General features: G+C 38.6%; 24 protein-coding genes, 1 pseudogene, 2 riboswitches and 1 other annotated feature (1 of these 28 running past the window's edge). Of the genes and pseudogenes, 21 read left to right on the plus strand and 4 right to left on the minus strand.

Going from position 1 to position 26299, the window contains the following annotated elements; genetic code table 11:
* The first annotated feature begins 104 nt into the window (after window positions 1–104).
* Window positions 105–596: a hypothetical protein gene (locus CDZ88_RS00095; RefSeq protein WP_100371620.1), complete on the plus strand. Its 492-nt coding sequence runs from the start codon at window positions 105–107 to the stop codon at window positions 594–596.
* 108 nt (window positions 597–704) lie between these two features.
* On the opposite strand, the gene CDZ88_RS00100 is transcribed toward CDZ88_RS00095, so the two are convergent.
* The gene (locus tag CDZ88_RS00100; protein WP_100371621.1) at window positions 705–920 is read right to left on the minus strand and encodes a YdiK family protein; all 216 of its coding nucleotides are present in this window, start codon (window positions 918–920) and stop codon (window positions 705–707) included.
* Complete coding sequence (locus tag CDZ88_RS00105; protein WP_100371622.1) at window positions 917–1639, minus strand: CPBP family intramembrane glutamic endopeptidase; 723 nt, start codon at window positions 1637–1639, stop codon at window positions 917–919. The genes CDZ88_RS00100 and CDZ88_RS00105 overlap by 4 nt, the downstream gene beginning before the upstream one ends.
* A 275-nt stretch (window positions 1640–1914) precedes the next feature.
* Here CDZ88_RS00105 and groES point away from each other — a divergent pair, with 275 nt between their 5' ends.
* Together groES and groL are read left to right on the plus strand one after the other, a co-directional pair.
* Complete coding sequence (groES, locus tag CDZ88_RS00110; RefSeq protein ID WP_100371623.1) at window positions 1915–2199, plus strand: co-chaperone GroES; 285 nt, start codon at window positions 1915–1917, stop codon at window positions 2197–2199.
* Between the two features lie 50 nt (window positions 2200–2249).
* Window positions 2250–3890, plus strand: coding sequence for a chaperonin GroEL (gene groL / locus CDZ88_RS00115; RefSeq protein WP_100371624.1), 1641 nt, complete (start codon window positions 2250–2252; stop codon window positions 3888–3890).
* 252 nt (window positions 3891–4142) lie between these two features.
* On the opposite strand, the pseudogene CDZ88_RS00120 reads toward groL, so the two are convergent.
* A pseudogene (locus CDZ88_RS00120) lies at window positions 4143–5508 on the minus strand (IS1182 family transposase).
* Between the two features lie 506 nt (window positions 5509–6014).
* Here CDZ88_RS00120 and CDZ88_RS00125 point away from each other — a divergent pair.
* The 8 genes from CDZ88_RS00125 (at window position 6015) to CDZ88_RS00165 (ending at window position 13875) form a co-directional block, all read left to right on the plus strand.
* Complete coding sequence (locus CDZ88_RS00125) at window positions 6015–7571, plus strand: sensor histidine kinase (RefSeq protein ID WP_100371625.1); 1557 nt, start codon at window positions 6015–6017, stop codon at window positions 7569–7571.
* The gene (locus CDZ88_RS00130; protein ID WP_100371626.1) at window positions 7564–8196 is read left to right on the plus strand and encodes a response regulator; all 633 of its coding nucleotides are present in this window, start codon (window positions 7564–7566) and stop codon (window positions 8194–8196) included. The genes CDZ88_RS00125 and CDZ88_RS00130 overlap by 8 nt, the downstream gene beginning before the upstream one ends.
* 11 nt (window positions 8197–8207) lie before the next feature.
* The gene (locus tag CDZ88_RS00135; protein WP_100371627.1) at window positions 8208–9359 is read left to right on the plus strand and encodes an HD-GYP domain-containing protein; all 1152 of its coding nucleotides are present in this window, start codon (window positions 8208–8210) and stop codon (window positions 9357–9359) included.
* Between the two features lie 526 nt (window positions 9360–9885).
* A complete protein-coding gene (locus tag CDZ88_RS00145; RefSeq protein ID WP_100371629.1) occupies window positions 9886–10386 on the plus strand; it encodes a signal peptidase I in 501 nt (166 codons plus the stop codon).
* A 34-nt stretch (window positions 10387–10420) separates the two neighbouring features.
* Window positions 10421–11083, plus strand: coding sequence for a hypothetical protein (locus CDZ88_RS00150; protein ID WP_100371630.1), 663 nt, complete (start codon window positions 10421–10423; stop codon window positions 11081–11083).
* An 89-nt stretch (window positions 11084–11172) separates the two neighbouring features.
* On the plus strand, window positions 11173–12174 hold the full coding sequence (locus CDZ88_RS00155; RefSeq protein WP_100371631.1) for a hypothetical protein: 1002 nt from the start codon (window positions 11173–11175) through the stop codon (window positions 12172–12174).
* A gap of 997 nt (window positions 12175–13171) precedes the next feature.
* Window positions 13172–13573, plus strand: a complete 402-nt coding sequence (locus CDZ88_RS00160) for a hypothetical protein (RefSeq protein WP_100371632.1) — start codon at window positions 13172–13174, stop codon at window positions 13571–13573.
* A 122-nt stretch (window positions 13574–13695) separates the two neighbouring features.
* On the plus strand, window positions 13696–13875 hold the full coding sequence (locus CDZ88_RS00165; RefSeq protein WP_100371633.1) for a hypothetical protein: 180 nt from the start codon (window positions 13696–13698) through the stop codon (window positions 13873–13875).
* 232 nt (window positions 13876–14107) lie between these two features.
* On the opposite strand, the gene CDZ88_RS17525 is transcribed toward CDZ88_RS00165, so the two are convergent.
* Entirely contained in the window at window positions 14108–14260 is a 153-nt protein-coding gene (locus tag CDZ88_RS17525) for a hypothetical protein (protein ID WP_198507794.1), read from the minus strand.
* Between the two features lie 272 nt (window positions 14261–14532).
* Between CDZ88_RS17525 and CDZ88_RS17225 the strand changes: the two genes are divergently transcribed.
* The 10 genes from CDZ88_RS17225 (at window position 14533) to CDZ88_RS00210 (ending at window position 25698) form a co-directional block, all read left to right on the plus strand.
* On the plus strand, window positions 14533–14676 hold the full coding sequence (locus CDZ88_RS17225; protein ID WP_157796424.1) for a lmo0937 family membrane protein: 144 nt from the start codon (window positions 14533–14535) through the stop codon (window positions 14674–14676).
* A 98-nt stretch (window positions 14677–14774) separates the two neighbouring features.
* Window positions 14775–15677 carry a sulfurtransferase gene (locus CDZ88_RS00170; protein ID WP_100371634.1) on the plus strand — a complete coding sequence of 301 codons (903 nt, stop codon included), beginning with the start codon at window positions 14775–14777 and terminating at the stop codon, window positions 15675–15677.
* Between the two features lie 148 nt (window positions 15678–15825).
* Window positions 15826–16482, plus strand: coding sequence for a futalosine hydrolase (locus CDZ88_RS00175; RefSeq protein ID WP_100371635.1), 657 nt, complete (start codon window positions 15826–15828; stop codon window positions 16480–16482).
* Window positions 16479–17312 (plus strand): 1,4-dihydroxy-6-naphthoate synthase, encoded by an 834-nt coding sequence (locus tag CDZ88_RS00180; RefSeq protein WP_100371636.1) that lies wholly within the window; start codon window positions 16479–16481, stop codon window positions 17310–17312. The genes CDZ88_RS00175 and CDZ88_RS00180 overlap by 4 nt, the downstream gene beginning before the upstream one ends.
* Before the next feature lie 282 nt (window positions 17313–17594).
* Window positions 17595–17816 (plus strand): hypothetical protein, encoded by a 222-nt coding sequence (locus tag CDZ88_RS00185; RefSeq protein WP_100371637.1) that lies wholly within the window; start codon window positions 17595–17597, stop codon window positions 17814–17816.
* Between the two features lie 170 nt (window positions 17817–17986).
* Window positions 17987–18946 carry an AAA family ATPase gene (locus tag CDZ88_RS00190; RefSeq protein ID WP_442857072.1) on the plus strand — a complete coding sequence of 320 codons (960 nt, stop codon included), beginning with the start codon at window positions 17987–17989 and terminating at the stop codon, window positions 18944–18946.
* On the plus strand, window positions 18943–20103 hold the full coding sequence (locus CDZ88_RS00195) for a DUF58 domain-containing protein (RefSeq protein WP_100371638.1): 1161 nt from the start codon (window positions 18943–18945) through the stop codon (window positions 20101–20103). Before CDZ88_RS00190 ends, CDZ88_RS00195 begins: the two co-directional genes overlap by 4 nt.
* Before the next feature lie 56 nt (window positions 20104–20159).
* Window positions 20160–22307: a transglutaminase TgpA family protein gene (locus CDZ88_RS00200; RefSeq protein ID WP_232718510.1), complete on the plus strand. Its 2148-nt coding sequence runs from the start codon at window positions 20160–20162 to the stop codon at window positions 22305–22307.
* Between the two features lie 41 nt (window positions 22308–22348).
* Window positions 22349–22450, plus strand: a riboswitch (purine riboswitch).
* A 102-nt stretch (window positions 22451–22552) separates the two neighbouring features.
* Window positions 22553–24094, plus strand: a complete 1542-nt coding sequence (gene guaA / locus CDZ88_RS00205) for a glutamine-hydrolyzing GMP synthase (RefSeq protein WP_100371639.1) — start codon at window positions 22553–22555, stop codon at window positions 24092–24094.
* An 81-nt stretch (window positions 24095–24175) separates the two neighbouring features.
* Window positions 24176–24277, plus strand: a riboswitch (purine riboswitch).
* Window positions 24278–24396: 119 nt separating this feature from the next.
* Window positions 24397–25698: an NCS2 family permease gene (locus tag CDZ88_RS00210; protein WP_100371640.1), complete on the plus strand. Its 1302-nt coding sequence runs from the start codon at window positions 24397–24399 to the stop codon at window positions 25696–25698.
* Window positions 25699–26096: 398 nt separating this feature from the next.
* Window positions 26097–26299, plus strand: a sequence feature (16S ribosomal RNA rRNA prediction is too short) (it continues 288 nt past the right edge of the window).

Here is a 26299-nt window from a genome sequence, read left to right on the forward strand (position 1 = left end):
ATGCTACTTATTTTTTTAATAAAAGTTTAGTTTTTAGTTGAAAGGGAATAGAATATCAGTTAGTTTTACAAAGAAATACAAAGTTTAATTTGGAGGGTTGAAGGATGAAGTGGTATATAAGCTTGCTAGTAGGGCTGTTTATAATTAGTTTGGTTGCTTGTAGTCAACCGACAAAGAGTTCTACGAATCAGATGAATTCATTCCCAATTGAAGCGGTGGCATCGATACAGATGGCGGAAAAAATGACGGTGTATCTGTGGGAAGATGAGAATGATTTGATGCCCTTAATCTCGCATGATGAAACACCTGAGCTAACAAAGGCTCATAAGGAATTATTGCATCTACTCATTCAAGATGATGACCAAACTCATTTATACGAAGAGTTTGAAGTCAATCATCAAGATTTGCAAGAAGTAGAACTGATTGTAATGGGGGAGAGATCATTTGATGATTCTCCGATCTTTAAACTTGATGACGGTCTTTTTAAGCGTACGTTAGCAGTTCATTCTCTTCGGAGTCAAACGGATTACTTTAAGCGATATATCCAACCAGAGAACCTGTCTAATAACAGCGGAGGCCGTGCGATTGATTTATAAAATTTTAAAATCCTTGTGACATGCAAGGGTTTTTTTGTTTTCTTTTTATGAAGGTTTGCACAGTTTTTCGAATAAAAAAACCATCGTGATTGTACACGATGGAATTGGTTAATCTTCTTTGTTTTGTTTTTTCTTTATTTGTTTGATGACTCGATTAATTCGCCAAAAGCGATAGCTAATCAGAAAATCAAATGCAGCAAAGGCAATGATTAGGTAGGCGAAGAAATCCCACCCTGTTTGATTCACTTTTTGAATGGCGATAATGACAATGATTACCCCAAGAAAGAAATACATCATGGCCATTGCTATTGGAGATACCTTCATAATAATCCTCCAATAATTAAGGATGTTTGCTGCATATCTTCTAGTCGTTCTAACCAATCCTCTAATTGATCAGCAAGGAGAACATTGACGATAGAGACGAATAAGTTTAACGCAATATGCGCAATGATCGGAACGAGAATTCGACCTGTTTTCACATAAAGATAAGCAAAGACAAAGCCCATTGCTGTATAGATCAATAAGTGAGTAAAGTCGAGATGAATCGCGGCGAAAATTAAGGAACTAATAAACCCGGCAATCCAAAAGTTGAAACGTTTATAGAGTGCACCAAAAATGACTAAACGAAACACAATTTCCTCTAATATTGGTCCAATTACAGCCACAACAATAATTAACCACGGAAAGGCTTGAGCCATTTCAACAATTTGTTCCGTATTTTCAGATCCAGGTTCAATGCCGAGTACCAGCATTTCAATTAACGCGGCTACATATTGGGCAGCAAAAACCATAAATACACCGATAATTGACCAACGGACCGCTTCTCCTCGACTCGAACGGCCACGTATTTCATGCCGGTTACGCATATCTGGTCGGAGTAAGAGCAAGATAATTATTAGACCTAATGTAAAGCTCGCGATAAGAGAAATTCCTGGAATGATCTCAGGTGAAACTTCCAATTCTCTTAATAAAATCATAATTGGCAAAGCTGATACTTGCATTATTGCGTACGTAATAAGAATCCACCAATAACGTTTATTCAATGTGCTAACTCCTTTTTTTAGTTTCTTCAATACATTCGATTCAATTCATATATTTTAACATAGCCTATTTAGAAAAGCAGAAGGAATGCCTCGTTTGAAAGCGAATAGTAGTGATGAACTTGTTTTTCTCTATTCATATGAAAATAAATTAAAAAAATAATGCAAATTACTTGCAAAAAGAGAGTGTAATGATTATTATAATAATTGTGTTAGCACTCAATGTGACCGAGTGCTAATAAAGTATATTACATAGGTCTTGAAGGAGGGTGTTTTCCTTGTTAAAGCCATTAGGTGATCGTATTATCATTGAGCAAATTGAATCTGAGGAAAAAACAGCGAGTGGGATTGTACTTCCTGACTCTGCTAAAGAAAAGCCGCAAGAAGGTAAGATTGTAGCTGTTGGAACTGGTCGTGTGACAGACAATGGTGAGCGTATTGCGTTAGAAGTAAAAGAAGGCGATTCAATCATTTTCTCTAAGTATGCTGGTACAGAAGTGAAGTACGGTGGATCTGAATACTTAATTCTTCGTGAAAGCGACATTCTCGCGATTATTGGTTAATCGTTAATAACATTCGTTTATATACACATATTTTCTAGGAGGTCGAAATGATGGCTAAGGATATTAAATTTAGCGAAGACGCACGTCGATCAATGCTACGTGGTGTAGATGCACTAGCAAACGCGGTAAAAGTAACACTTGGACCAAAAGGGCGTAATGTCGTTCTTGAGAAGAAGTTTGGTTCACCGTTAATTACAAATGATGGTGTAACGATTGCAAAGGAAATTGAGCTTGAAGATGCATTTGAAAACATGGGCGCGAAGCTTGTTGCTGAGGTAGCAAGTAAGACGAACGACATCGCTGGTGACGGTACAACGACGGCAACGGTTCTTGCTCAAGCAATGATCCGCGAAGGTCTTAAGAACGTAACATCTGGTGCGAACCCAATGGTGATTCGTAAAGGAATCGAAAAAGCAACAGCTGCTGCAGTAGCTGAACTTAAGTCAATTTCTAAACCAATCGAAGGTAAAGAATCGATTGCACAAGTTGCTGCGATCTCTTCAGCTGATGAAGAAGTTGGTCAAATCATTGCAGAGGCGATGGAGCGTGTTGGTAACGATGGTGTCATCACAATTGAAGAGTCTAAAGGTTTCTCAACAGAGCTAGAAGTTGTAGAAGGTATGCAATTCGATCGTGGATATGCATCTCCTTATATGGTGACAGACTCTGATAAGATGGAAGCTGTTCTTGATAATCCTTACATTCTTATTACAGATAAGAAGATTGCTAACATTCAAGAAGTCCTTCCTGTATTAGAGCAAGTTGTTCAACAAGGTAAGCCGATCTTAATCATCGCTGAAGATGTTGAAGGTGAAGCTCTTGCAACACTTGTTGTAAATAAATTACGTGGTACATTCAATGCAGTAGCAGTAAAAGCTCCTGGATTTGGTGACCGTCGTAAGTCTATGCTTGAAGATATCGCGACGCTAACTGGTGGTGAAGTGATTACAGAAGATCTAGGTTTAGACCTTAAATCTGCAAACATCACTCAACTTGGTCGTGCTGCTAAAGTTGTTGTAACAAAAGAAAACACAACAATCGTCGAAGGTGCAGGCGAGTCAGATCAAATCGCTGCACGTGTAAACCAAATTAAAGGTCAATTAGAAGAAACAACTTCTGACTTCGATAAAGAAAAACTACAAGAGCGCCTAGCTAAGCTTGCTGGCGGTGTAGCGGTTCTTAAAGTTGGTGCTGCAACAGAGACTGAAATGAAAGAGCGCAAGCTTCGTATTGAAGATGCTCTTAACTCAACTCGTGCAGCAGTTGAAGAAGGAATTGTAGCTGGTGGTGGTACAGCGCTTGTTAACGTCATCCGAGCAGTTCAAGCGGTATCTGCTGAAGGCGACGAAGCAACAGGTGTGAACATCGTTCTTCGTGCACTTGAAGAGCCGGTTCGTCAAATTGCACATAATGCTGGTCTTGAGGGTTCTGTAATTGTTGAACGTCTTAAGTCTCAAGAAGTAGGCATTGGTTTCAACGCATCAACTGGCGAGTGGGTAAACATGGTTGAAGCAGGAATCGTTGACCCAACTAAAGTTACACGTTCAGCTCTTCAACATGCGGCAAGTGTATCTGCTATGTTCTTAACAACAGAAGCTGTAATCGCTGAGAAGCCTGAGGAAAACGAAGGCGGCGGCATGCCTGATATGGGCGGCATGGGCGGTATGGGTGGAATGGGCGGCATGATGTAATCTGCCCCTTAAACCCTTGATATGACTGGGTGTTGTAGTAATTTGCTAACAAAATGCTAACATTGTTAAAAGTATAGTGCTTATTTTTAGAGCTTCTCAAAGGTGGATAAACCTTTGGGAAGCTTCTTTTTCATTTAAATAGTCATTTTGTGATTAGTTTTCTGAATGACTTAATTGAATCAATTTCATAAAGCCCAAATCAAAGTGCCGATAAAAGCCGAATTTTCTTCTGACACTTTTTAAAACAAGTGATTAAGCAGCTAGGTTGCCCTTATCTTCAGAAGGAGATTTAGCTATACGATCACACGCGAGCTTCGCTCCGTTATTAACCAATTGTGTCAAATCAAACTGTACCTTTGCTCGCTTTCCTGTGCAGTAACGAACGTTGTTTAACTGGAAGAATCCTTTGAGATAAGTGATGACTCGCTCGACGGAACTTCGTTTCTTGTAGATGGTTTTCCATGCTTTTGAACCTCTGGCTGGAGCTGTGTAACGACGCAAATCAGTGGTAATCTTTACTTTATAACACCTTTTGACACAACGTATCTTCGGCTAGAGGGCAGCCGCTGCACTCTTTCGGACGTGTGTATTTGAGCGTCTCGTACTTAGAGTCATAACTATCATAACGATAGGGATGTTCTCGAACACAAGTAGGGGCAAAGTACGGATCAAATCCTTCCATCTCAGGTTCATTTCTCTTGTTGTAGGCAATGACTGATTGAGCACCCATTCGGTAGATTTGTTCATAAATCGCTGGGTAGTCATACCCCGCATCGAGTGTGCCAAAGCCAATTGGGAGTTTCGATAAACGCTCTTGAACTCCCTTTAATAAAGGGATTGCGGCTTTTCCATCATTTAAGTTTCCAGAAGAAAAGAGCGATTGAAGGATGTATTGACTTTTGGTTCCAACCGCAAAGTGTCCTTTGTAACCAAACCAAAAGACGTTCTTGCCTTCACTGTTTTTCTTGATGCCCCATTTAGGATCGAGAGGAACAGAAGATCGTAGTTCAGCTAATGACACGTCAAGCTGATCTTCTATTTTTTTCTCAAAAATCGGAAGCGCAGCTTCTCGCTCAGTCTGTTCTTGAAGCCATTTTTCCTGCTCCTCTTTGGTTTTTCGCCCACGTTTTTTTGGTGCAGTTTTGGGCTTATCTTTTTTCACTGGTGCTTGATCACGTGCTTCAATATGAGTCGCATCGATGGCGATCGTGTCATCGGTAATAAACCCTTCTTGAATGGCCTGAAGGATGAGCGCGTCTTGAACACGTTCAAGAACAGGTGATTCTGCTAATTTAGAAAGCATTCTTGAATACGAAGCTTCGGATGGAATCGCATCAGACAGAAGAAAACCACAATCTAAACGGAACATATAATCATGTTTGAGACGTTTAATCAAATCCTTTATCGTTGGAATTCGCTCAAGAATTCTAGCGATAAGAGATTAGAACATCGCTGCATAATTAAGTTGAACAGGCGAGCCGTATAAGGCTTTTTTGGAAACAACAGCTAGTACAGGATAGATATCAATCGTTGAAAAGACGGCTTCAAATCGGTGGGTAGGTTCTAAATCATATAAATCTTGCAGGTCAAATAGGCTTCCTTGTCGTATAATAGTCATAAGGGAGTCTTCCTCCAGTCTTTAGTTTGGTTTGGTCACTTAACTAATTCGACTTTTGGGGAGGTACTCCTTTTTTTGTGTCTTGAAAACCTTGCGAGACTAAGGGTTCAAATTATGAAATTCGTTCTATTATTTAATAATTATGGGAGAATTAGGAAACATTTCTACCGAGATATCCCTAGATTTTCAAGCGAAAAGTGTTTAATACTTAGGAGGATAAATTGATGATATATACAATTTCGGAATGTCAATTAGGCATCACTCCATTCTATATACAATTTAGAATTCCTCTGTTTAGTGGGGGAGGGGAATTCATCTAAAATTGTTCAACACTACTTAATGGTTACATTTATATAGTAAAAAAGTAACATATATGTAAACTGATAACGTAAAATTAATACTAAACTACGATATTCGACAGTGTTTGTCATGGTTAGTATATGGTAATTAGGATATAATTATTAATAGTTTCTACTACATATTTAGGGCTATGCGAGGTAAAAATCATGATTTCTACTCCTAAGGACTTACAAAAAATATTACTAGCTTTCCGGTGGATAGTACTATTTACCTTATTTATACTATATGGAAGCACAAGTTTTACTTTAAGCCTACTCATATTTGTATCTATTAACCTACTATGGGCGTTACTTTCTCTTTTTCCTATAAAGATAAAGCAACAACATTGGTTTTTACTTTCTATAGTAGATTTGACTGTGAGTATAGGAATAATATTTTATTTAGGTGAACCAGATAACCCATTTATTCTCTACTCGTTTCTTTCAGTGTTATGGGTAAGTAGCTTTTTTAAGGGGAAATCCATCGTTCAATTCACCACTCTGTTTACAATAACAAGTGCTGTTATGTGGCTATGGTTGTTTTATATTTCTGGTAGTTTTCAACATCAACACCATTTTTTTTTGAAAGCTATATCTGTTTATGTAGTTTATCTATTAGCTATCTGGATCGTACGAGAAGTTAAGAAATCATATAAGCGGTGGGGTAGTGTTGGTATATTCATTCGAACGATTGGTAATTTAACGTCGATAAATGAGTTGTCGTTTAAAGCAGAAAGATTAATAAAGCAGCTCTTTAATCAAAGCCCAGTGTATGTCTGTTGGTTTAACAATCAATCGAGTGAAGATTGGAGTGTAAGTTATTATAAAAGATTGTTAATTGATCAAAAATATGATGAGTATAAAAAAAAGTCACTCGTAAATTTACAAGACTATTTAGGGAATACTCAAAACTTTTTCTTTTTTCCTATTATTTCTAAAAACGAAAAGAGAAATACAGGTGCGGTTTTAATATCACTTAAAGATAAAGGACTCATAAAGGGAATACGTCCTATTTATTTACATATCATCTCAGCTAGTATATTGAATCAGTGCAAACATATTAAGCTTCAACAAGAAGTAGAAAATTCTATGAAAGAAAATGTTCGAAAAAAAATGGCTCAAGACATGCATGATGGACTTGCTCAACAATTATTTTTTTTATCGGCACAGCTTTTTCAAGTGAAGAATAAGGTTAATAAGAGTGATGATGATCATTTGAAGATAATGATAGATAAAATGGAACAACAAGTGAAACAGTGTCACCTTGAAGTTCGAGATTATATTTCCTATTTAAGGGATGAGCATCAATCTGAGAATATAATTGGTGCTATTGAGCAAATGTTGAATAGGGTTAAAAAAACGACAGGAATTAACGTTGACTTTCATTGTAGAGGACACGTTGTAGAAGAGATTGTAAATATAGAAGAGGTTATTTATAGGGTAATTGAAGAAGCGGTTAACAATAGTTTGAAACATGCAACTCCTTCTCATATAGATGTGAATCTCGAAGTGACAATGGTGCAGTGGACAATTAAAGTCAAAGATAATGGTAAAGGAATGGATCAAAAGATTGTCAGCACGTCAACTAAAGAGAGCTTTGGAATGATTGGCTTATACGAACGAGTTGAAAGTGTAGGAGGCAACTTATTTATTCGCTCACAAAAAGGACAAGGGACGGAAATTGTAGCAATAATACCAAGAGGGAGGATACAAGCATTTGTATAATTTAATTATAGCTGACGATCACCAAATCGTTCGGGATGGCTTAAAGCTAATAATAGAAAGTCATGGTGATTATAACATCATAGCCGAAGCGAGTAATGGTGATGAACTTCTTTCGATGACACTAGAACTAAATCCTGATTTAGTCTTGTCAGATTTAAAAATGCCCGGAAATTCAATAATTACAAACTGCCCCATTATGAAAGAAAATAACCCTAATGTTAAGGTAATGGTGTTAACAGCATATGATGATAGTGAAGACATTTATAATGCATTAGATGCTGAAGTTGATGGCTATATCATGAAAGATACGCCTCCAGAGCAAATATTAACTACAATTCAAATGGTATTGATGGGAATATCATGTTTCCAGCCAAAAGTAAATGCTAGAAAAAATCATGAGAAACAGGAAGAAAAAAATGAATTAAATTTAACCCAACGTGAGAAAGAAATCTTCAATAATATTGTAGATAATTTGAGTAATCAGGAAATTGCTGAGAAGCTCTTTATATCAAAAGCAACGGTGAAAACTCACGTAAGCAGTATTTTAAGAAAAACTGGACAACCAAATCGCTCTCAGGCCGTTCTTTATGCTATTAAACAGAATTTAGTGAATGTCCAAATGTAGGGGGCGTTAATATGGATACGTATGATCAAGGAATGAAAGTTAGAGGAGATCTCATACTAGGCGGATTAGCTTGCCTTATGAGCCTTGGTGTTCTTTCAAGCATTATTTTATTTACCATGCATAGAACAGAATATGCGTGGACGATGCTGATTGGCTTCACGTTTGCTGGGTTATTTCATTGGGTATTTTTCATTCTACATAGACAGTTTAATAAGGAAAAAACTTACTACCAACACTTAACAGCGGGTACCGTCTTTCTTCTCTTTTTTTTAGTTACAGTATACAATCCATTGAGTTACTCCGAAATGTGGGTTTATTTACTTTTTTATCCAATCATTCTTGGTTTATTGGAAAGCAAAAAAGTATATATTACCTGGAGTACAATTTTTCTTGCTTTTTACTTTATTTTTTTGTTTTTAGATCCTACTCAAGTTGGTTGGGTAATTGAAAATGCGTTGAGTATCTTAAGTCGCCTCCTCTTCGGTGTAGGAAGTGTAGTTGTAGGCTATCTAATGGTTATGAATTCTTCAGTAGTTAAGACTATAACTATTCACGATACAGAAACACGAAGTAAAGAGCATGTTGTGTATTTATTAAATACATTAGTACCTATTGTAGAAACGAAAACGCAAACGTCGCGTAGTGAGATTGAACAGGCATCAGAGTTAATGAAGAAAATAGTAGCACATTTCCCTGAAGAGAGAATACATGATTGGGAAATTGAATTATTATCACTTGCTCATTATGTTAGTAGGGTTCAGTGGCCAGATTATTTATTTGAGAAAGGTGACAAGCTAACAAGTTATGAGTTTAAAGTTGTTCAAGATCATTGCTTACTAGGTGTAAAGCTACTTGGAAACTTTCCTGCTTTTAGTAAAATTAAGGAAGCTTTTATCAACCATCATGAACGTATTGATGGATCTGGATATCCCTTTAATTTAAAAGAAAAAGATATTTCAACCTTGTCACAAATTTTAGGTATAGTCGAGACATTTTTAGCAATGACAAAGCCGAGGGCATATCGCGAAGAGCATTCAATAGAAGCTGTTCTCAAGGAAATTAAAGAAATGAGTGGAAGAACATATAAGAAAAAAGTTGTAGAAGCGTTAGTAAAAGTACTAGAAACTAAAAGCTCAGTAGAGAGTGAGCGAAATGTAAGTTAAAGAATACGAAGTCACCTCATACTCAAGTATGAGGTGACTTCATTCTCGTTACTAAAGACAATCGTACTGATAGTTGATGCAACTTATAATTTGACTTTGTTATGATAATAGAAATACTTCATTACTGGAGGAGTCAAATGTATCATAAAACATGTAATCACTGTCAGGAGAAATCGTATAGTAGTTCTGGAAAAGGTACATGGCAATGTCCGTATTGTCAAAATGATATGACTTTCCAAAGGGCTATTGCTAATTCTGAACAGCCGGCCTATATTATTCGCTATATCTTATCAAAACTTCAAAAGGAACTCAATCTAAAGACTTAGTTGAGTTTCTTTTTTATATATTAAGAAGCTAAAAGTTGTAAATCCCTCATCCTTCAGTATGAGAGGGAAACTCCACCTATTAGATACCTAGAATCAAACCAGTGCATGATACCCATTACCTTAGATTCGTTTTATGATTATACATGTAAAGTAGCAAGCAAGGAAACAACAGAATTCGAAAAGAATTCGGAGGCAATAAAATGATCAAAAAAGTATTCGGTTTTATTTTTACTGTGATTGTTCTACTTTTTATCGGAGCTGCTTGGATGCTCCACATACTAAGCGATGACAAGAGTCACAACCCAGTCTTTGGTTATCAACCTTTAATTATTCTGTCAAATAGTATGATGCCAGAGTTTAAAGCTAGTGACATGATCATCATTAGGGAATCTGAAACCATTAAGGAAGGTGATATCATAACATTTCGGGCAGATCAAAACTTAGTAACACATAGAGTTATAGATCTGGAAGGTGAATACTTTGAGACAAAGGGTGACAACAATGCATACCCAGATGGAGAGCTTGTACATATGTCCTCAGTGTTAGGCGTTCATCAAATGACAATACCTAACTTCGGAAAGATTTCATCGTTTATTGCTTCACCCATTGGGATGATCTCATTTGTAATTACACCGTTATTGTTAGTATTTATTATCGAGATTTTCAGAAGGTTATTTCCTTCGACAAATAAAACAAACTAAAAAAATTTTAAAACAATATTAGGAGGAATTTAAAATGAACAAAATTCAAAAGACTTTAGTAGGAACAGCACTATCTGCAACATTAATCGCGGGTGTAGGTGTAGGTACGTATTCGAGTTTTAATGATAGACAATCTGTATCAGCAGTATCAACTGAGGCAGCTAGATCTGCGGAACTTATCTTAAATATTGAAGGTAATGGAGAAATAGTTAACGGAAGCGAAGAGTTTACACTATTCTCTGATAGAGATAATCTAGATATTTATCCTGGAGAAACATTAGATGCTAATGCATTCTATATCAAAAATGATGGTACACGTGCATTTGATTTAAGAGTTACTGACAATGGTATCACAGCATTTGATTTTAAACTCGGAAGCACTTCTATTAGAAATAATAGAGAATTCTTTAAACCAATTATAGCTGAAGCAGTATTTACTCATATAGCAGTAGATGGTACAGAGGAAACTCGTGTATTAAAGGATAGCCTTCAAAACAATAATCTTTACTCAATTTTAACAAAAGGCCAACGTACAACTAACCCACTAAGAGAATTTAAAACATTATTACCTGGTGAAAAGATTAGAGTTGAAGTTTCATTAACTCTTGATGAAAGTGCGGGTAACGAGTATCAAGGGTTACCATTAAGTGCATCCTTTAAAACGGAAGCAGTACAAAATAATACAGTTGAAAGATAATAATAATAATAATAATAATAATAATAATACTAGATCCAATGAAAAGAACCAGTGGAACATCTGGTTCTTTTTACAAAGGGGGGAATAATTTGAAGAAATTAATGTTTATATTCATGACCATTTTCTTCGTTGGGTTAAATTCCTCTAAAGTCGATGCGGTTTTTACAAGTGAAGCATCTTTCAGTTCAAATTTCATAAAAACTGCAACGACAGCGGAATTACTAGAGTACACTATTACCGATATACAATACAAAGAGAGAGGAACAGTTCTTGCTAATTTGAATTTACACAATAAAATTAATAATTCAATTCCTATAGAAATCAAGGCCTTAAACATAGTAACTAGTCAGAATAGTTTCTCTCTATCTCCAAATTCTTCTGAAACTATTAAACTGGAACTAGTAGTTCCCAATGGTCAATTTGAGAAGGTTAATAACAATTTACAACTGATTGGATTTTCTGGTGGGTATATTAATGATGCCATCACTCTAGAATTGGATGAGAAAATTTTGGTATATGCAGAAGAAGTAGAGGAAGTGCTACCAGAAATAAGTCAAACTAAAGACGGTGCTATTAGTAGTGACGGTGAGTTTAACGAAGTTACTAATAATGAAGCATCAACGAATGCACCATATTTAAATGAGGAAAAATTAAGCTTAGAAAAATTATCTTCGACTGAACAAGAAACAGAAAGTACAAATAGTGAAATCGCAGAAATCGATCAAGATAATGAAATAGTAAAGGAACAAGAAGAAACTCTTTTATTATCAAGCGTTTCATTAGATGACCGAGGTAGTGATGAAGCAGAGAAGCCGTCATGTTCTTTTGGTGATGTTACAAAGGGAAGTAATGAGGGTATAAATAGTGAAGAAATAGACGAAAAAATACTTGAAGAAGAAGCAAAGACTGGTGACTGTATCGGAGAAGAACCTGAAAAGGTCGAAGAAGAGCAGCAGAACACTAAAACAGAAGCTCTTGAAGAGAGTGCTATCCGAGAAAGTAAAGCGACGATTACAGAAGATAGCGAACTAAAAGAACCTTCAGAGCTAGAAAAAAACGAATTAAATAAAGAGTTACCAGGGAGTAAATAACACCTATATTTAAGGGTTATCTATTTTTTTAGTGCAGTTAAAAGGTGTTGTTGATTTTGGATTCATTTCATTCTAATTTTCAACCGTTCAGTTCTAGAATGGCGTGTGAAGCTACCGTTTCAAACGATGAGCCCGAAATTATTTGATATCAACAGTATCCTTTAACACATCCTTTAGCTTTATCCTAATAATACCAACTTAACAAAACTTTCACACTTAGTTTTCAAACATTTTAGGTTCTCCTTTTTTGCTTGTTTAGTATTCAATTAGATTGGGAGGTCAGACAACGATAAAAAATTGCACATCTAACAAAGACAATTCCGGCTAAAGAAATATATATATTGCGTCAGAAACCACGTTTTACAGTGTTTATCGCAAAGGAAAGATTGAACACCATCGTGGGCGTAGCCTAAAGCCAACTCGAAGAAATCTCCTTAGTATAATAGGGGCAAACGGGGACACTTTTGGAATTAACAAAATAATGGACAAATTATCAATTAAGAAATCGGGACAAATTAAGGATAAAATTATTTATTACACAATAGAATCTTAACATCTATTACAGTCCTTTAATCCAAAACGCATTGCTAACATTTTGCTAACGCAATCTAATGAAGAACGGTTAAATCCCGTTAAAGATTTCACAGTAAGATCTTAACAAAACCTTGAGATTCCGCACGTTTAGCACACCAGGTTAAAGATATTACACACTCCCACCATAGGGGCGGCATGATGTAATTCATGCCCTTATGAAGCCTTTAAATCGAGGGTTTCAGCTATTCTTGCTGGTTTTAAATGGGTCATTGACCACATTTTGGCCACGAACTAATACCTTTTTAGAATAAGCTTCCCACAAGTTCATAAACTTGTGGGGAGCTTTTTTAATTTCTATTAAACAAGAGATCATCTAAAAGCCTTCCCACACTGTGTGGAATGCTTTTTTTTGTTTCAACTGTCTAGATAACGGGGACATATAATCTAAAAGGGAGATGACGATATGAGATATGAAGAATTTAAGATGAGTGTAGCTAATTCTAGGCCTGAGGATTGGTTGTTTGATCATGAGACAGGTGTGTATGTGTTTAAGGAGAATATTTCAATTACGATTGATTCAGATATTACCATCCCAAGCGAAGAATTGAATGAGGAATGGGTGTCAGTCTATGAAGATGAGATGGCTTATGAGAAATTCTTTAATCTTCGCTATAATGGAGTGGCCATCGAGAGATTCCATACGGTAGCAGTAGATGGATTTAGAGTCTTTATTCCTTATCCAGATAAAGAACGAATGACCATTACAGAAGAACAATATCGAATCGCAGATATTGTTAATCTTGTTTATAATGGAGCAGAATTATTAAATTACTTCGGACGGGGAGAATTGAAAGTGGTCATTTAAGCATCCTTGGGGGTGCTTTATTTATGATTTAACGAAAGTACTTTTCTTTTTGACATTTTTCTGCAATTCATAAGATTAATCTTCTACACGAATGGGAAAAGTGAAGATAGGAGGGATGAATAATGAAAAGATATACGGTTACCTTTTATTTTAATGGTGGAGAAAGTGTCGTCTTTGAACTTGAAAGCGGATATGAATTGAATCAACAAATTGATAAAATTCAAACGGCAACATGGTTTGATCACAAAAATCAATTTATAAATATGAATACCGTGACAAGATTTGAGATTGAGGAGCAATAAAAATCCATCTACATAAAAATGTATGTTCCAAAGAAGTGTAGGCTGAGTCTACACTTCTTTTATTTATAGAAATTGGACAACGTGCGAGCAATTCAATGATGGATGAATAACAGAAGATGATCATATTCATTCCGCAATAGAATCAATCGTCGTTTAGATCGTTACAAGTTCCTTTCTTTAAAGAGAGAAGCACCCCTACACGCTGATGTAGGGGTGCTTCTCTCGTAGCTAATTAAAACATCGGGAACACGTATTGAATGAGGAACCATAATAGTCCAAAGAAAATAATAATATAGGCTGCGTATTTAATAAAAGTTGAAGCGACACGACTTGAATCATGTTTCTTCTCTACATGGCGTTCTTCTACATCAACATCTTTTCTCATGTATTACTCCTCCTTTAAAGGCTGTTTTCTTATTTACCTTATTTCCTTTCTTTTAAAAATTGAAACCTATTAATGGATAAGAAAAAATCTTCTACCCATAAAATAAATTTTGAAACGGGTAAAAGAGTTGTATTTTTTAGGTCCCAGCCAGGCTACATAGAGTACTTTTGGCTCCTTTTTTTTAGTTAGGTTTCGTTTTTAAGAAACGCGGGGATTTAGTAACTACAAGACAAAAATGAGATATAAAAAAACACGAAAGGTGATGAGCGAATATGTTATGGACAGTATTAGTGGTATTATTCGTATTATGGTTACTTGGATTTGCATTTGAAGTTGGTGGAGGACTTATTCACTTATTGTTAGTTGTGGCATTAGTTGTCTTCGTTCTTCAACTCTTAACAGGCAGAAGAGCATAACGAAAGCAAGCGTTCTAAACATAGGACGCTTGCTTTTTTTCATGGAATGATACGTTTTGGTCATCCTAAGAACAGTGAAGAAAAAGGAGTGATCAGACATGAGGAAAGTAATTATATTTGTTAGTCTGTGCATCGTTGCATCTTTATGGCCAGTTGGAGTGAGCGCTAAAGAAGTAGTTTACCTAAATCATGAATTGCTCGTACAAGCAAAAGAACTAGCAAGAAAGCTAAATGAATCGACATTGATTATAGTCGACCTCAGAGAAGAGGGCTATCAAGAAGGTCATATTCCAGGCGCTATTCATTTAGATGTCAATGAACTAGTGGACCCTACCCATCCAATTGACGGTTATTTAATTCGACCAGAATCTTTTGAGCAGTTGATGAGTCAATTAGGAGTAGGAAATCATGATGAGGTAATCGTCTACGATGACGGAAGAGATACAGCGGCAACGAGGATGTTTTATGCATTAGAGCTATACGGTCATCAGAACGTTAAAGTGTTAAATGGAGGCTATAAAGCTTGGTTAGCAGCTAGTGGCGATGAAGAAACGGGGACAATTATACCTAAAGAAACTAATTTTAAAGTGAAGAGTACGTTACCACTTGAAGTCGACAAAGACTATGTTCAATCAGCTATGAACCAACCTGGTAAAGTACTCCTTGATGTACGTTCGCATGATGAGTACACAGGAAAAGATGTTCGCGCAAAGCGAGGAGGTCATATTCCTTCTGCGGTTAACCTTGAATGGAACAAAGTACTAACAGATGGTGATGTGCCCGTATTTAAATCAGCGCAAGAAATTGAAGAGTTATTGCAAGAAATAGGAGTGAATAGAGAAATAGAAACGATCATCTACTGTCAGAAGGCGATGCGAGCGTCGCATATGTATTTCACGTTAAGATTGCTTGGTTTTGGACAACTAAAAATGTACGAAGGGTCATGGGAAGAGTGGGGGAATGATCCTGATACACCTATTACAGAAATGCAGTCGATGTAGGACACACAATCTCTCCTATATGATTATTTTATTAGCGAAAGGCGCCTAAGGTCTAGGTGTCTTTTATTGTATGAAGCTGGTCATGATTGCTGGTAGCGAGTAGACTAGAAGTAGAAAATCAATCTGAGAGTGTTTGAGGTGTTTCTTCATGAGTATTGATGCAACTATATTAATTGTCGTAGCCGTAGAAGCTGAGAAAGATGCCATACTAAGAGGGTTAAATAGGGAGCAAGACAATGTGGACGTTTTAGTGGCTGGTGTTGGCATTGCTTCATCAGCAGCAAAGACCTCTCAAAAGCTAGCTGAACGTTCCTATTCACATGTCGTGAGTGCAGGTATAGCGGGTGGATTTATAGAACGAGCGCCAGTTGGGAGTGTCGTTGTTTCAAGTGAGATCATTCAGGCCGATTTTGGGGCGGATTCAGAAGAAGGGTTTCTTCCAATAGAAGAATTGGGATTTGGTAGCTCTATAATCTTAGTTCAGGCAGAAACACAGGACCGTCTCGTACAAGCATTAGAAGAAAGAAAGGTCACGGTCACAAGTGGACAGATCCTTACGCTATCCACGGTAACAGGCACACAGTATGCAACGGATCAATTAAACAAAAGGTATCCACTAGCCGTTGCTGAGGCGATGGAAGGGTTTGGTGTGGCGACCGCCGCGTCTCTGTATAACATACCGGTGTTGGAAGTAAGGACAATTTCAAACCCAATTGGACCACGTGATAGAGAAGCGTGGAAGATCAAGGATGCGCTTGACCAATTAGAAATAGTAAGTAAAACCATTGTGGAGGTGTTAAGATGAAAATCGCATTTTCTCCTTGTCCAAATGACACATTTGTTTTTCACGCAGCGGTTCACGGATTGGTTCCGAACGTGCCTAAGCTTGATGTCACCTATGCGGACATTGACAAGACCAATTATTGGGCCGCCGAAGGTAAAGGGCCAGAGATTCAAAAAATATCTTATGCAGCATTGCCTTGGGTATTAGACGACTATGCGCTTATCCCTTGTGGAGGAGCTTTAGGTCGAGGGTGTGGACCGTTGGTGCTAACAGTTGGAAACGATCAATCTCCAAAAGCCTTATCTGGAAAAAGAGTCGCCGTACCAAGTGAGCGTTCAACCGCGTATTTATTATTTAGACTTTGGGCATCGAAAGTAGTTCCAGGTGGTATAGGTGAAATTGTCGTCATGCCATTTCATGAAATAATGCCTGCGGTTCGTGACGGGAAAATCGATGCCGGCCTAGTGATTCATGAGGCAAGATTCACGTATCAAGCATTTGATTTAAAGATGCTAGTCGATCTTGGACAGTGGTGGGAAGAAGATACACAGTTACCGATCCCACTCGGGGCCATTGTTGCGCATCGTTCTTTAGACACGGTGGCAATAGAAAAATGGATCAGAGCATCTGTTGAATATGCTTGGTCTAATCCGAAAGCATCGGAAGCGTATGTGATGGAACATGCACAAGAGCTTTCCAGAGAAGTCGCTAAATCTCATATTGATCTCTATGTTAATGATTTTACAAGGGATCTCGGTGATGCGGGATTTGATGCAGTAGCTAGTTTACTTGGACGAGCAGGCGCAGAAGGTCTTGTGCCAGAATTCGATCTAGGGTTATTACGTAAATAAACAGACAAGGACAGGTGAAATCTACCTGTTCTTTTTTTGATGTCAACCGAACAGAATCCTTAATTAAACGTTTGTTTAATCCATATACAGGCCTAAATACGAACATACTTCTTAATTAAACGTTTGTTTAAGGTGAAGAAGACCCACATTTCCCTCTTTATACCCGTCACTCACCTAGATTATTCTGCATACCGTAAAGGGATGGTGAATTTTTAAATTGTTCAAGTGCCATTGTGTTCTTACTTAGAACATTTGGTTATTAATCATAAGGAGGAATCAGGTATGTACTCAAACGGAATGTATGATATGAGAAGGCCTTACGGTGGACGACCAGGATGGGGAGGGAGACCAGGATGGGGTGGACGGCGACCATATTGGGGCGGCGGTGCTTTTGCAGGAGGAGTGTTAGGTGGATTACTAGGAAGTGCTCTGTATCAACCCTATGGATACTACCCATATCCAGCACCTTATTATCCATATTATCCGTACCCATACTATTATTAATGTTCAGAAGAGCTGTTTGAGACAGCTCTTCTTTTCCTATCGATCTGTGGCTCATGTTGGTAAAGCAAATGTAACGTACATTTAGATGGATAGATGGTATGATAATGGAAGATACGATGATAACTATCGGTAAATTAGATTCTCAGTGAGTGCTGAATGGAGGATTGAATATGCAAAAAATGACAAATCAAATAGAAGGTATCATTCAAAACATAGAGAAGGTCGTTGTTGGAAAGCGAAGCGAGATCGAACTCAGTTTAGTCGCTTTGTTTGCAGGTGGACATGTTTTACTTGAGGATGTACCAGGCGTTGGAAAGACAGTCATGGTTAAAGCAATTGCTCGTTCACTTGGTGCGGAATTTAAGCGAATTCAGTTCACGCCTGACTTACTACCATCTGATGTAACAGGTGTCTCTATTTATAATCAAAAGACGCAAAGTTTTGAATTTAAGACAGGGCCAATTATGGCAAACGTCGTATTGGCTGATGAAATAAATCGCACGTCTCCAAAAACACAAGCCGCGTTGCTTGAGTCACTAGAGGAAGGACATGTCACAGTTGATGGAGATACCCTTCCGTTACCAACACCATTCTTTGTGATGGCTACACAAAATCCTATCGAATATGCAGGGACGTTCCCCTTACCAGAAGCGCAGCTTGATCGATTTCTTTTGAAAATCCAACTCGGTTATCCATCAGCAGTAGATGAGTTGGAAATATTAAAGCGTGTAGAGTATGGTCATCCTGTTGATCGAGTCGAGCCAGTTATGTCGGTTGATCACGTCATAGCTATTCAAAAGAAAGTAGCTGAGGTGATTGTTGAGGATTCTCTAAAGAGTTATATCATCGATCTCGTCCAAGCTACAAGAAGTCATATAGCTGTGGAGTTAGGAGTCAGTCCTCGTGGAGGGATTGCTCTTATGAAAGCCGCACAAGCATATGCCTTAATTAGAGGGAGAGATTATGTGATTCCAGATGACGTTAAACATGTTGCACGATGGACGATGGCTCATCGCATTATCTTGTCGCCAGAAGCTCGGATGTCTGATATGACCGTAGAATCTGTGATTGGTGATGTATTAGAAGATGTAAGGATCCCTGTGCATAGAAACAAGGTGACGTCGTTGTGAGGGGACAAGCCTTCCGCAATGCCAAATCGATAACTAAAATAGTTATGATTGGATTGGTTTTAGTTATTTCTTATGTGTACGCCATGTTCCAAGGGGGATTTGTGAGCTGGTTTCTTCTTTTAAGTGTTGTTGCGACGATTATGATAACTGTGTTGATGGCTTTGAGTACTTTAAAGGGATTTAAGGTGGAACGCCACTTATCCGGCCAACGTTTAAAGTCGGGAGATACGCTTGGTGTAGAAGTTATTGTGAAAAAACATCGGCTTCATCCGTTTTTTTATGTGAGCGTGGAAGATCAGGTGCCAGAAGCAGGGCAAGTTCAGTTCCACAAAGCTTTGTTTTTCTTTTCGTTTGCTAAAGAACTTCGTTTTCAATACAAAATTAAAAATGTTAAACGAGGCGAGCATCAATGGCAAGAGACAGAACTCGTTTTTGGTGATTTACTTGGCATTTTTGAAAGGAGAGTGCGAGTACATCACGATTCTAGTTTTCTAGTCTACCCAACTTACGCAGAGCTAGATCAGTTACCGGAAACGATGGGGACTCATGTAAAAGAAGGGATGAAATCTCATATGGGTGGTGAGGAAGAAAGGTCACTTGCAGGTGTTCGTGGCTATGTACCAGGTGATCGAATGACAAGCATTGACTGGAAGCAATCAGCTAGAACATCAAAATTGATGACAAAGGAATTTGAAACATACCAACATGAGGGTGTCGTCATTCTGTTTGATCCTTATTTAAAACGTGGAAGTGAAGCGGTTTTTGAACGATCCATCACACTTGCGGCCTCGCTCACTGCTACAGCGGTGAAAATCAACCCCAGAGTAACATTTTCAATTAGGACAAGTAACTGGAAATCTTATGATGTATCGCGACATCAGATGCATCAGGTCCTCCACCTGTTAGCAAAGGTTAAACGTTCAGACGTTGCATTGCCATCTATCCATAGGAAGTATCGTGAGTGGAAAGGGAAGACGGTATATGTCGTTTGTGCAGAGCTAGATGAGGACATGATCAGTGCCTTTGAAGTGATGAAGAAACAACAAGTGACTGTTCAAGTATGCTTAGTGGGTGAAGGTCATTATGATTTTGGTAGTTTACAAGAGCTCAGGCGAAAAGGAATCTTTCCACAAGAGATTCGCATGAGTCATATATAGAGGTGATAACGCTGATAACGAATAGAAAACAAATCGATATAACACGTGACCTCTTTTTGTATGGTTTAAGTTTTATCTTATTACTTGAATGGCTTTGGCCGGTGCCTTATGTAACTGATACAGGATTTTTGCATGTCTTTGTGATGATGACGGCTGCGTTTTTTATTATCACCTTTTTACAGTTACGAGTTTACTTTTCATTGCCTCTAAAAGTAGTAGCGATCATATTTGGGCTATTTTATGTTTTTGTAGAGGGCCCGCTTCTCTCCATGGAATGGGTAAGCTGGCTGCTAGCTGACTTTTTGACAAACATCGGCTTTGTCATGTCTGGTCAATGGGATGCGATGACCGATGTGTTTCGAAGCTTTCTGTTTTTTGCTTTGCTTGCCATTATGAGTTACCTTCTATTTTATTGGACGGTCTATGCACGGCGGATTCTTTTCTTTCTCGTGTTTACGGTCATTTATATAACTGTTATTGATACTTTCACTGTTTACGATGCAACGTATGCCATCATCCGCATTTTTATTATTGGATGCTTGTTGCTTGGGTTCGTCACTCTTTATCGCATGATCGAAAAAGATCGTTGGAATAATGTGCCGGCTTGGTTGCCCGTGAGAATAGCCTCTTTGCTGTTAGTACTCATTGCGGTAGCAGGAGCGATAGGATTTCTAGCTCCTAAGCCAGAACCACAGTGGTCGGATCCAATTCCTTATGTCAAAGCCGCGTTAGGAATAGATGATCCTTCAGGCCAAGGCGGGGGAGAAGGTGTTCAGCGAATTGGTTACGGTGACAATGATGAAGAACTCGGTGGGGGATTTGTCGACGACCAAACACCGCTTTTCTATGCGGCGGTGGAAGAAGGGCGATATTGGCGAGGTGAGACAAAGGATTTTTATACAGGTAGAGGATGGGAAGTAACCACTCCACCAACGCCAGCGGGCGAAATGAGTATAGACGATCTTCAGTCGGGTGGAGCAACATTCACGCTAGGGCGAACAGAGGTAGCCTTTGCTGATGAAGCATCACGGAATTATCCTCATCTCTTTTATCCAGGTACGCTGTTATCAGAAACGGTGAATGAAGAGACGGAAATTATTCGTGATTTGTTTACAGAGAGAGCAGATACATTTCGTAACGAAGGATCAATTGAACTTGTGAATTATTCAATTGAGTATGCAAATCCTACGTTCGATATTGAGGGACTACGATCTGCTGATGAAGAAGAAAGTATGGAGATTGTCGATTACTATACGCAACTACCAGGTGATTTGCCAGATCGTGTCCATGAGCTAGCTGCGCAGTTAACTGAAGATCAAGAAACACGATATGATCAGGTAAGAGCGATTGAAGCGTATTTTCAGAGTCCTGAATTCACGTATGAAACACAAGATGTTCCTGTACCTCAAGAGGATGAAGACTATGTTGATCAATTCTTATTCGAAACGCAAAGAGGATATTGTGATAACTTTTCTACTTCAATGGTTGTCCTCCTTCGGTCTAACGACATTCCTGCTAGATGGGTAAAAGGATTTACTGAAGGTGAGCCGGTCGATACGCTAGAAGATGACCGAGATGTCTATCAAGTGACGAATGGAAATGCTCATTCATGGGTTGAAGTGCATTTCCCAGGTGTAGGATGGGTACCGTTTGAGCCAACGAGAGGTTTTGATGCGACTTATGAATTTGTTGAGACAGAAGAAGAGGGTTCAGAAGAGGAAGATGCGACGGAAGAAGGGGAAGAAGAGGACACAGAAGTAGAGGATGCTTTCGCTCACTTAGAGGATTCAGGATCAGAGTCAACTAGCGGTTCAAGCGATGAGTCGAATTCGTCGTTTTCGATCACGAACTTCTTATTCTTAATAAGTTTAGTGGGGCTAGCCTTGTTAGGTGTGAAAGGTCGAAAAAGAATTGTTGGGTGGTTTACTTTACTCTACTTTAGTAAAAAGGCAGAAACGGAAGCTACCTTTTTAGAAGCATACGTTAAGTTAATGTGGTTCATTGGATTTATTGGATATAAGCGCCAAAATGGGGAGACACTTAGAGAATATGCGATTCGAATCGACCTTCTCCTTGGCGGTACGGATATGATGACAATGACTGAAGAATACGAGCGGATTTACTATGGTAAGAAGGCTTCAAATGAGAGTTGGGGAATTTACAGAAAAAACTGGATTCGAGTAGTAAAGCAAATCAATTCTTGACCACGATATACTGGGTTGTTAAAATTAACCCGTGCTAAAAATGTGAATAGACTTTGAACCTTCGTATATCCTTAGGAATATGGCCTAAGAGTCTCTACCGGATTGCCGTAAATAATCTGACTATGAAGGCAGGATTAGTGTAGCTAGAATTCTGCCTTTGTACGTTTTTTTGACGACGGGTGAATTCTGGCTTTTTCTATATAACGAAGGTTACTTTGAATCTGACTAAGCAAAGGGTGGGTAACATGAAAGAATTAAACCAAGAAATGATCGTTGTCCTTGACTTTGGTGGACAATACAACCAACTAATCACACGTCGTATTCGTGATCTAGGTGTATACAGTGAGCTTCATTCTAGCAAGTTAACAGCTGAGGAAATTAAAGAAATGAATCCTAAAGGCATCATCTTCTCAGGGGGGCCGAATAGTGCCTATGCAGAAGGAGCACCTCAAGTAGACCAGGCGATCTTTGATTTAGGGATTCCGATCTTTGGTATTTGCTACGGAATGCAATTAATGACACAACATTTCGGTGGAAAAGTAGAAGCGGCGAATCACCGTGAGTACGGAAAAGCACTCATTAAGATTGAAAACCAGTCAGATATCTTTAAAGGGTTACCAATTGAACAGTCTGTTTGGATGAGTCATGGTGATCTCATTATTGCACCTCCAGAAGGATTTGTTGTTGATGCGTTTAACCCATCATGCCCAGTCGCTGCGATGAGTAATGAAGAGCGTCATTTATACGGAGTTCAGTTCCACCCAGAAGTTCGTCATTCTGAATTTGGGAATGATATGCTTAAAAACTTTGCATTTGAGATTTGTCAATGTAAGGGTGAATGGTCGATGGAGAACTTCATTGAAGTAGAGATGGAGAAGATTCGTGAGCTAGTTGGTGACAAGAAGGTCCTATGTGCACTAAGTGGTGGAGTAGATTCTTCAGTTGTAGCGGTGCTGCTTCATCAAGCAATCGGTGACCAGTTGACGTGTATGTTTATTGATCATGGTCTTCTACGTAAAGATGAAGCAGAAGGCGTCATGAAAACCTTCAGCGAAGGCTTTAACATGAACGTGATTAAAATTGATGCTCAAGAGCGTTTCCTTTCGAAGCTTAAGGGTGTATCTGACCCAGAAGAAAAACGTAAAATTATCGGGAATGAGTTTATCTATGTTTTTGAAGAAGAGACAAGTCAGTTAACAGATATGAACTTCCTTGCTCAAGGTACCCTTTACACTGATATTATTGAAAGTGGTACAGATACAGCTCAAACAATTAAATCTCACCACAATGTAGGTGGATTACCTGAAGATATGAAGTTTAAGTTGATTGAGCCGTTAAATACATTATTTAAAGATGAAGTACGTGAGTTAGGTTCTGAGCTAGGAATCCCAGATGAGATTGTATGGCGTCAACCTTTCCCAGGTCCAGGACTAGGGATCCGCGTCCTTGGAGAAATCACCGACGAGAAGCTTGAGATTGTACGTGAGTCGGATGCGATCTTACGTGAAGAGATTAAAAAAGCTGGTTTAGATCGTGAAATCTGGCAGTATTTCACGGCGCTTCCTAACATGCGAAGTGTTGGTGTCATGGGAGATGCGCGCACATACGATTATACAGTCGGAATTCGTGCGGTGACGTCTATTGATGGCATGACTTCAGACTGGGCTCGTATTCCTTGGGATGTTCTTGAGATCATCTCCACGCGTATCGTAAATGAAGTAAAACATGTAAACCGAGTGGTGTATGATGTAACATCTAAGCCGCCAGCAACAATTGAGTGGGAATAAACGAACGAAATAAGAACTTTAATTAAAAATGTTCGGAAATAAGATTGACAAACACAGACCTGATTGATAGACTTCTTTATAGATAAATAAAGAACGTCATTTCGTATAACTGCAGGAATAAGGCCTGCGAGTCTCTACCAAGCTACCGTAAATAGCTTGACTACGTAAATTCAGGTTCTCTCCTAGGTATAGTTCTAGGGGGGCATGTATTTATAAGTGGTTAAGCTTTGGGTAGATTGTTACTCAAAGCTTTTTTGTTATGACGACGTGACGATTTCATTTTAATCATGGGGGAAAAGAAAATGGATCGTTTTTTTGGATTTAAAGAAAGCGGAACGACATATCGTAGGGAAACAGTAGCGGGTGTGACAACCTTTTTAGCAATGGCGTATATTCTATTTGTAAACCCGCTTATCTTATCGGATGCAGGGATGGATATCGGGGCGATATTTACAGCTACAGCATTAGCCGCGGCAATTGGTACATTAATCATGGGGGTTGCAGCTAATTATCCGATCGCCCTCGCCCCTGGAATGGGTTTGAATGCATTCTTTGCTTATTCTGTTGTTCTTGGGATGGGTATTGATTGGCAAGTTGCGTTGTTTGGTGTGTTTATGTCTGGTATTATCTTTATCTTTATTACTATTTTTCGGATTCGTGAGTTAATCATTAATGCGATTCCTGCTGAAATGAAATACGCAGCAGCAGCGGGTATTGGTTTGTTTATTGCATTTATCGGATTGAAGAATGCTGGAGTTGTCGTACCTTATGAAGCGACAGCTGTAACGTTAGGCGATATGACAGCGGGCCCAACGCTTCTAGCATTATTTGGTCTTGTTGTGACAGTTATCTTTATGGTAAGGGGATACAAAGGCGGGATCTTCTACGGAATGATCATTACGTCGCTTGCTGGGATTGCGACAGGGATCATTGGAATGCCAAGCCAGATTGTTGGTTCTATTCCAAGTCTTGCACCAACGTTCGGTCAAGCATTTGCGATTGATTGGTCAACGGTATTCACTATTCAACTATTAGTCGTCATCTTAACGTTCTTATTTGTAGATTTCTTTGATACAGCAGGTACATTATATGCGGTTGCGAACCAAGCTGGGTTTGTGAAAGATAATAAGTTGCCAAGAGCAGGCAAAGCGCTCTTGGCTGACTCAAGCGCCACATCAATCGGAGCGATTCTTGGTACGTCAACTACTACAGCATATATCGAATCTTCATCAGGTGTTGCTGCAGGCGGGCGAACTGGTTTTACGTCCGTAGTAACAGCGGGATTATTCCTAGTTGCACTCTTCTTCTCTCCGTTACTAGCAGTTGTGACAGAACAAGTAACAGCACCTGCGTTAATTATTGTTGGTGTGCTCATGGCTTCATCACTTGGATTGATTGACTGGAAAAAATTTGAGATTGCTGTACCGGCATTTTTAACGATTATAGCGATGCCGCTTACGTACAGTATCGCAACGGGAATTGCACTTGGTTTTATTATGTACCCGATCACGATGCTCTTTAAAGGTAGAGGAAAAGAAGTCCACCCAATTATGTACGGATTATTCTTCGTATTCCTTGCTTACTTCTTGTTCTTAACTGAATAGCAACTATCGAAGACTTACTCTTTAGAGTGGGTCTTTTTCTTTTGCTGGTGTTTTTTCGTTGTGAACAGCTATTCGGTAATGTTGGTTTTTATTCGATAGGGTGAAGATGAAAAGGTAGTAGTTATAGAGGGAATAAAAATTTATTCATTCTATTGTTGTTTTTGTATTGACGGTTGTCTGATGTTGCTGTAAAATTATAACTCGTTGCTAGGAAAAGCAACACAGCAACAAAAAAACATTTTTAAAAAGTTGTTGACTTTTGAATCTGAGATTGATAAGATAATAAAGTCGCTAACAACGACACAACAAAAACGTTCTTTGAAAACTGAACAAAAGCCAAGCGAAAAAATGAGATACATGATATCTCGTCAATGTTTTATTTTGAGCAATCAAACACTTTTATGGAGAGTTTGATCCTGGCTCAGGACGAACGCTGGCGGCGTGCCTAATACATGCAAGTCGAGCGGATCAAAGGGAGCTTGCTCCCTTTGATTAGCGGCGGACGGGTGAGTAACACGTGGGCAACCTACCTATAAGATTGGGATAACTCCGGGAAACCGGGGCTAATACCGGGTAATCCGTTTCTCCTCATGGAGGGACG

Source organism: Bacillus sp. FJAT-45037 (genome assembly GCF_002797325.1).
Lineage (GTDB): Bacteria > Bacillota > Bacilli > Bacillales > Bacillaceae_D > Alkalihalophilus.

Excerpts from the sequence above, each read along its gene's own strand:
- guaA (WP_100371639.1), top strand. The coding sequence starts at position 22,553 with ATGAAAGAATTAAACCAAGAAATGATCGTTGTCCTTGACTTTGGTGGA.
- CDZ88_RS00170 (WP_100371634.1), top strand. The coding sequence starts at position 14,775 with ATGAGGAAAGTAATTATATTTGTTAGTCTGTGCATCGTTGCATCTTTA.
- CDZ88_RS00095 (WP_100371620.1), top strand. The coding sequence starts at position 105 with ATGAAGTGGTATATAAGCTTGCTAGTAGGGCTGTTTATAATTAGTTTG.
- CDZ88_RS00210 (WP_100371640.1), top strand. The coding sequence starts at position 24,397 with ATGGATCGTTTTTTTGGATTTAAAGAAAGCGGAACGACATATCGTAGG.
- CDZ88_RS00150 (WP_100371630.1), top strand. The coding sequence starts at position 10,421 with ATGAACAAAATTCAAAAGACTTTAGTAGGAACAGCACTATCTGCAACA.
- CDZ88_RS00145 (WP_100371629.1), top strand. The coding sequence starts at position 9,886 with ATGATCAAAAAAGTATTCGGTTTTATTTTTACTGTGATTGTTCTACTT.
- CDZ88_RS00175 (WP_100371635.1), top strand. The coding sequence starts at position 15,826 with ATGAGTATTGATGCAACTATATTAATTGTCGTAGCCGTAGAAGCTGAG.
- CDZ88_RS00125 (WP_100371625.1), top strand. The coding sequence starts at position 6,015 with ATGATTTCTACTCCTAAGGACTTACAAAAAATATTACTAGCTTTCCGG.
- CDZ88_RS17525 (WP_198507794.1), bottom strand. The coding sequence starts at position 14,260 with ATGAGAAAAGATGTTGATGTAGAAGAACGCCATGTAGAGAAGAAACAT.
- CDZ88_RS00165 (WP_100371633.1), top strand. The coding sequence starts at position 13,696 with ATGAAAAGATATACGGTTACCTTTTATTTTAATGGTGGAGAAAGTGTC.
- CDZ88_RS00190 (WP_442857072.1), top strand. The coding sequence starts at position 17,987 with ATGCAAAAAATGACAAATCAAATAGAAGGTATCATTCAAAACATAGAG.
- CDZ88_RS00135 (WP_100371627.1), top strand. The coding sequence starts at position 8,208 with ATGGATACGTATGATCAAGGAATGAAAGTTAGAGGAGATCTCATACTA.
- CDZ88_RS17225 (WP_157796424.1), top strand. The coding sequence starts at position 14,533 with ATGTTATGGACAGTATTAGTGGTATTATTCGTATTATGGTTACTTGGA.
- CDZ88_RS00185 (WP_100371637.1), top strand. The coding sequence starts at position 17,595 with ATGTACTCAAACGGAATGTATGATATGAGAAGGCCTTACGGTGGACGA.
- groL (WP_100371624.1), top strand. The coding sequence starts at position 2,250 with ATGGCTAAGGATATTAAATTTAGCGAAGACGCACGTCGATCAATGCTA.
- CDZ88_RS00180 (WP_100371636.1), top strand. The coding sequence starts at position 16,479 with ATGAAAATCGCATTTTCTCCTTGTCCAAATGACACATTTGTTTTTCAC.
- CDZ88_RS00100 (WP_100371621.1), bottom strand. The coding sequence starts at position 920 with ATGAAGGTATCTCCAATAGCAATGGCCATGATGTATTTCTTTCTTGGG.
- CDZ88_RS00160 (WP_100371632.1), top strand. The coding sequence starts at position 13,172 with ATGAGATATGAAGAATTTAAGATGAGTGTAGCTAATTCTAGGCCTGAG.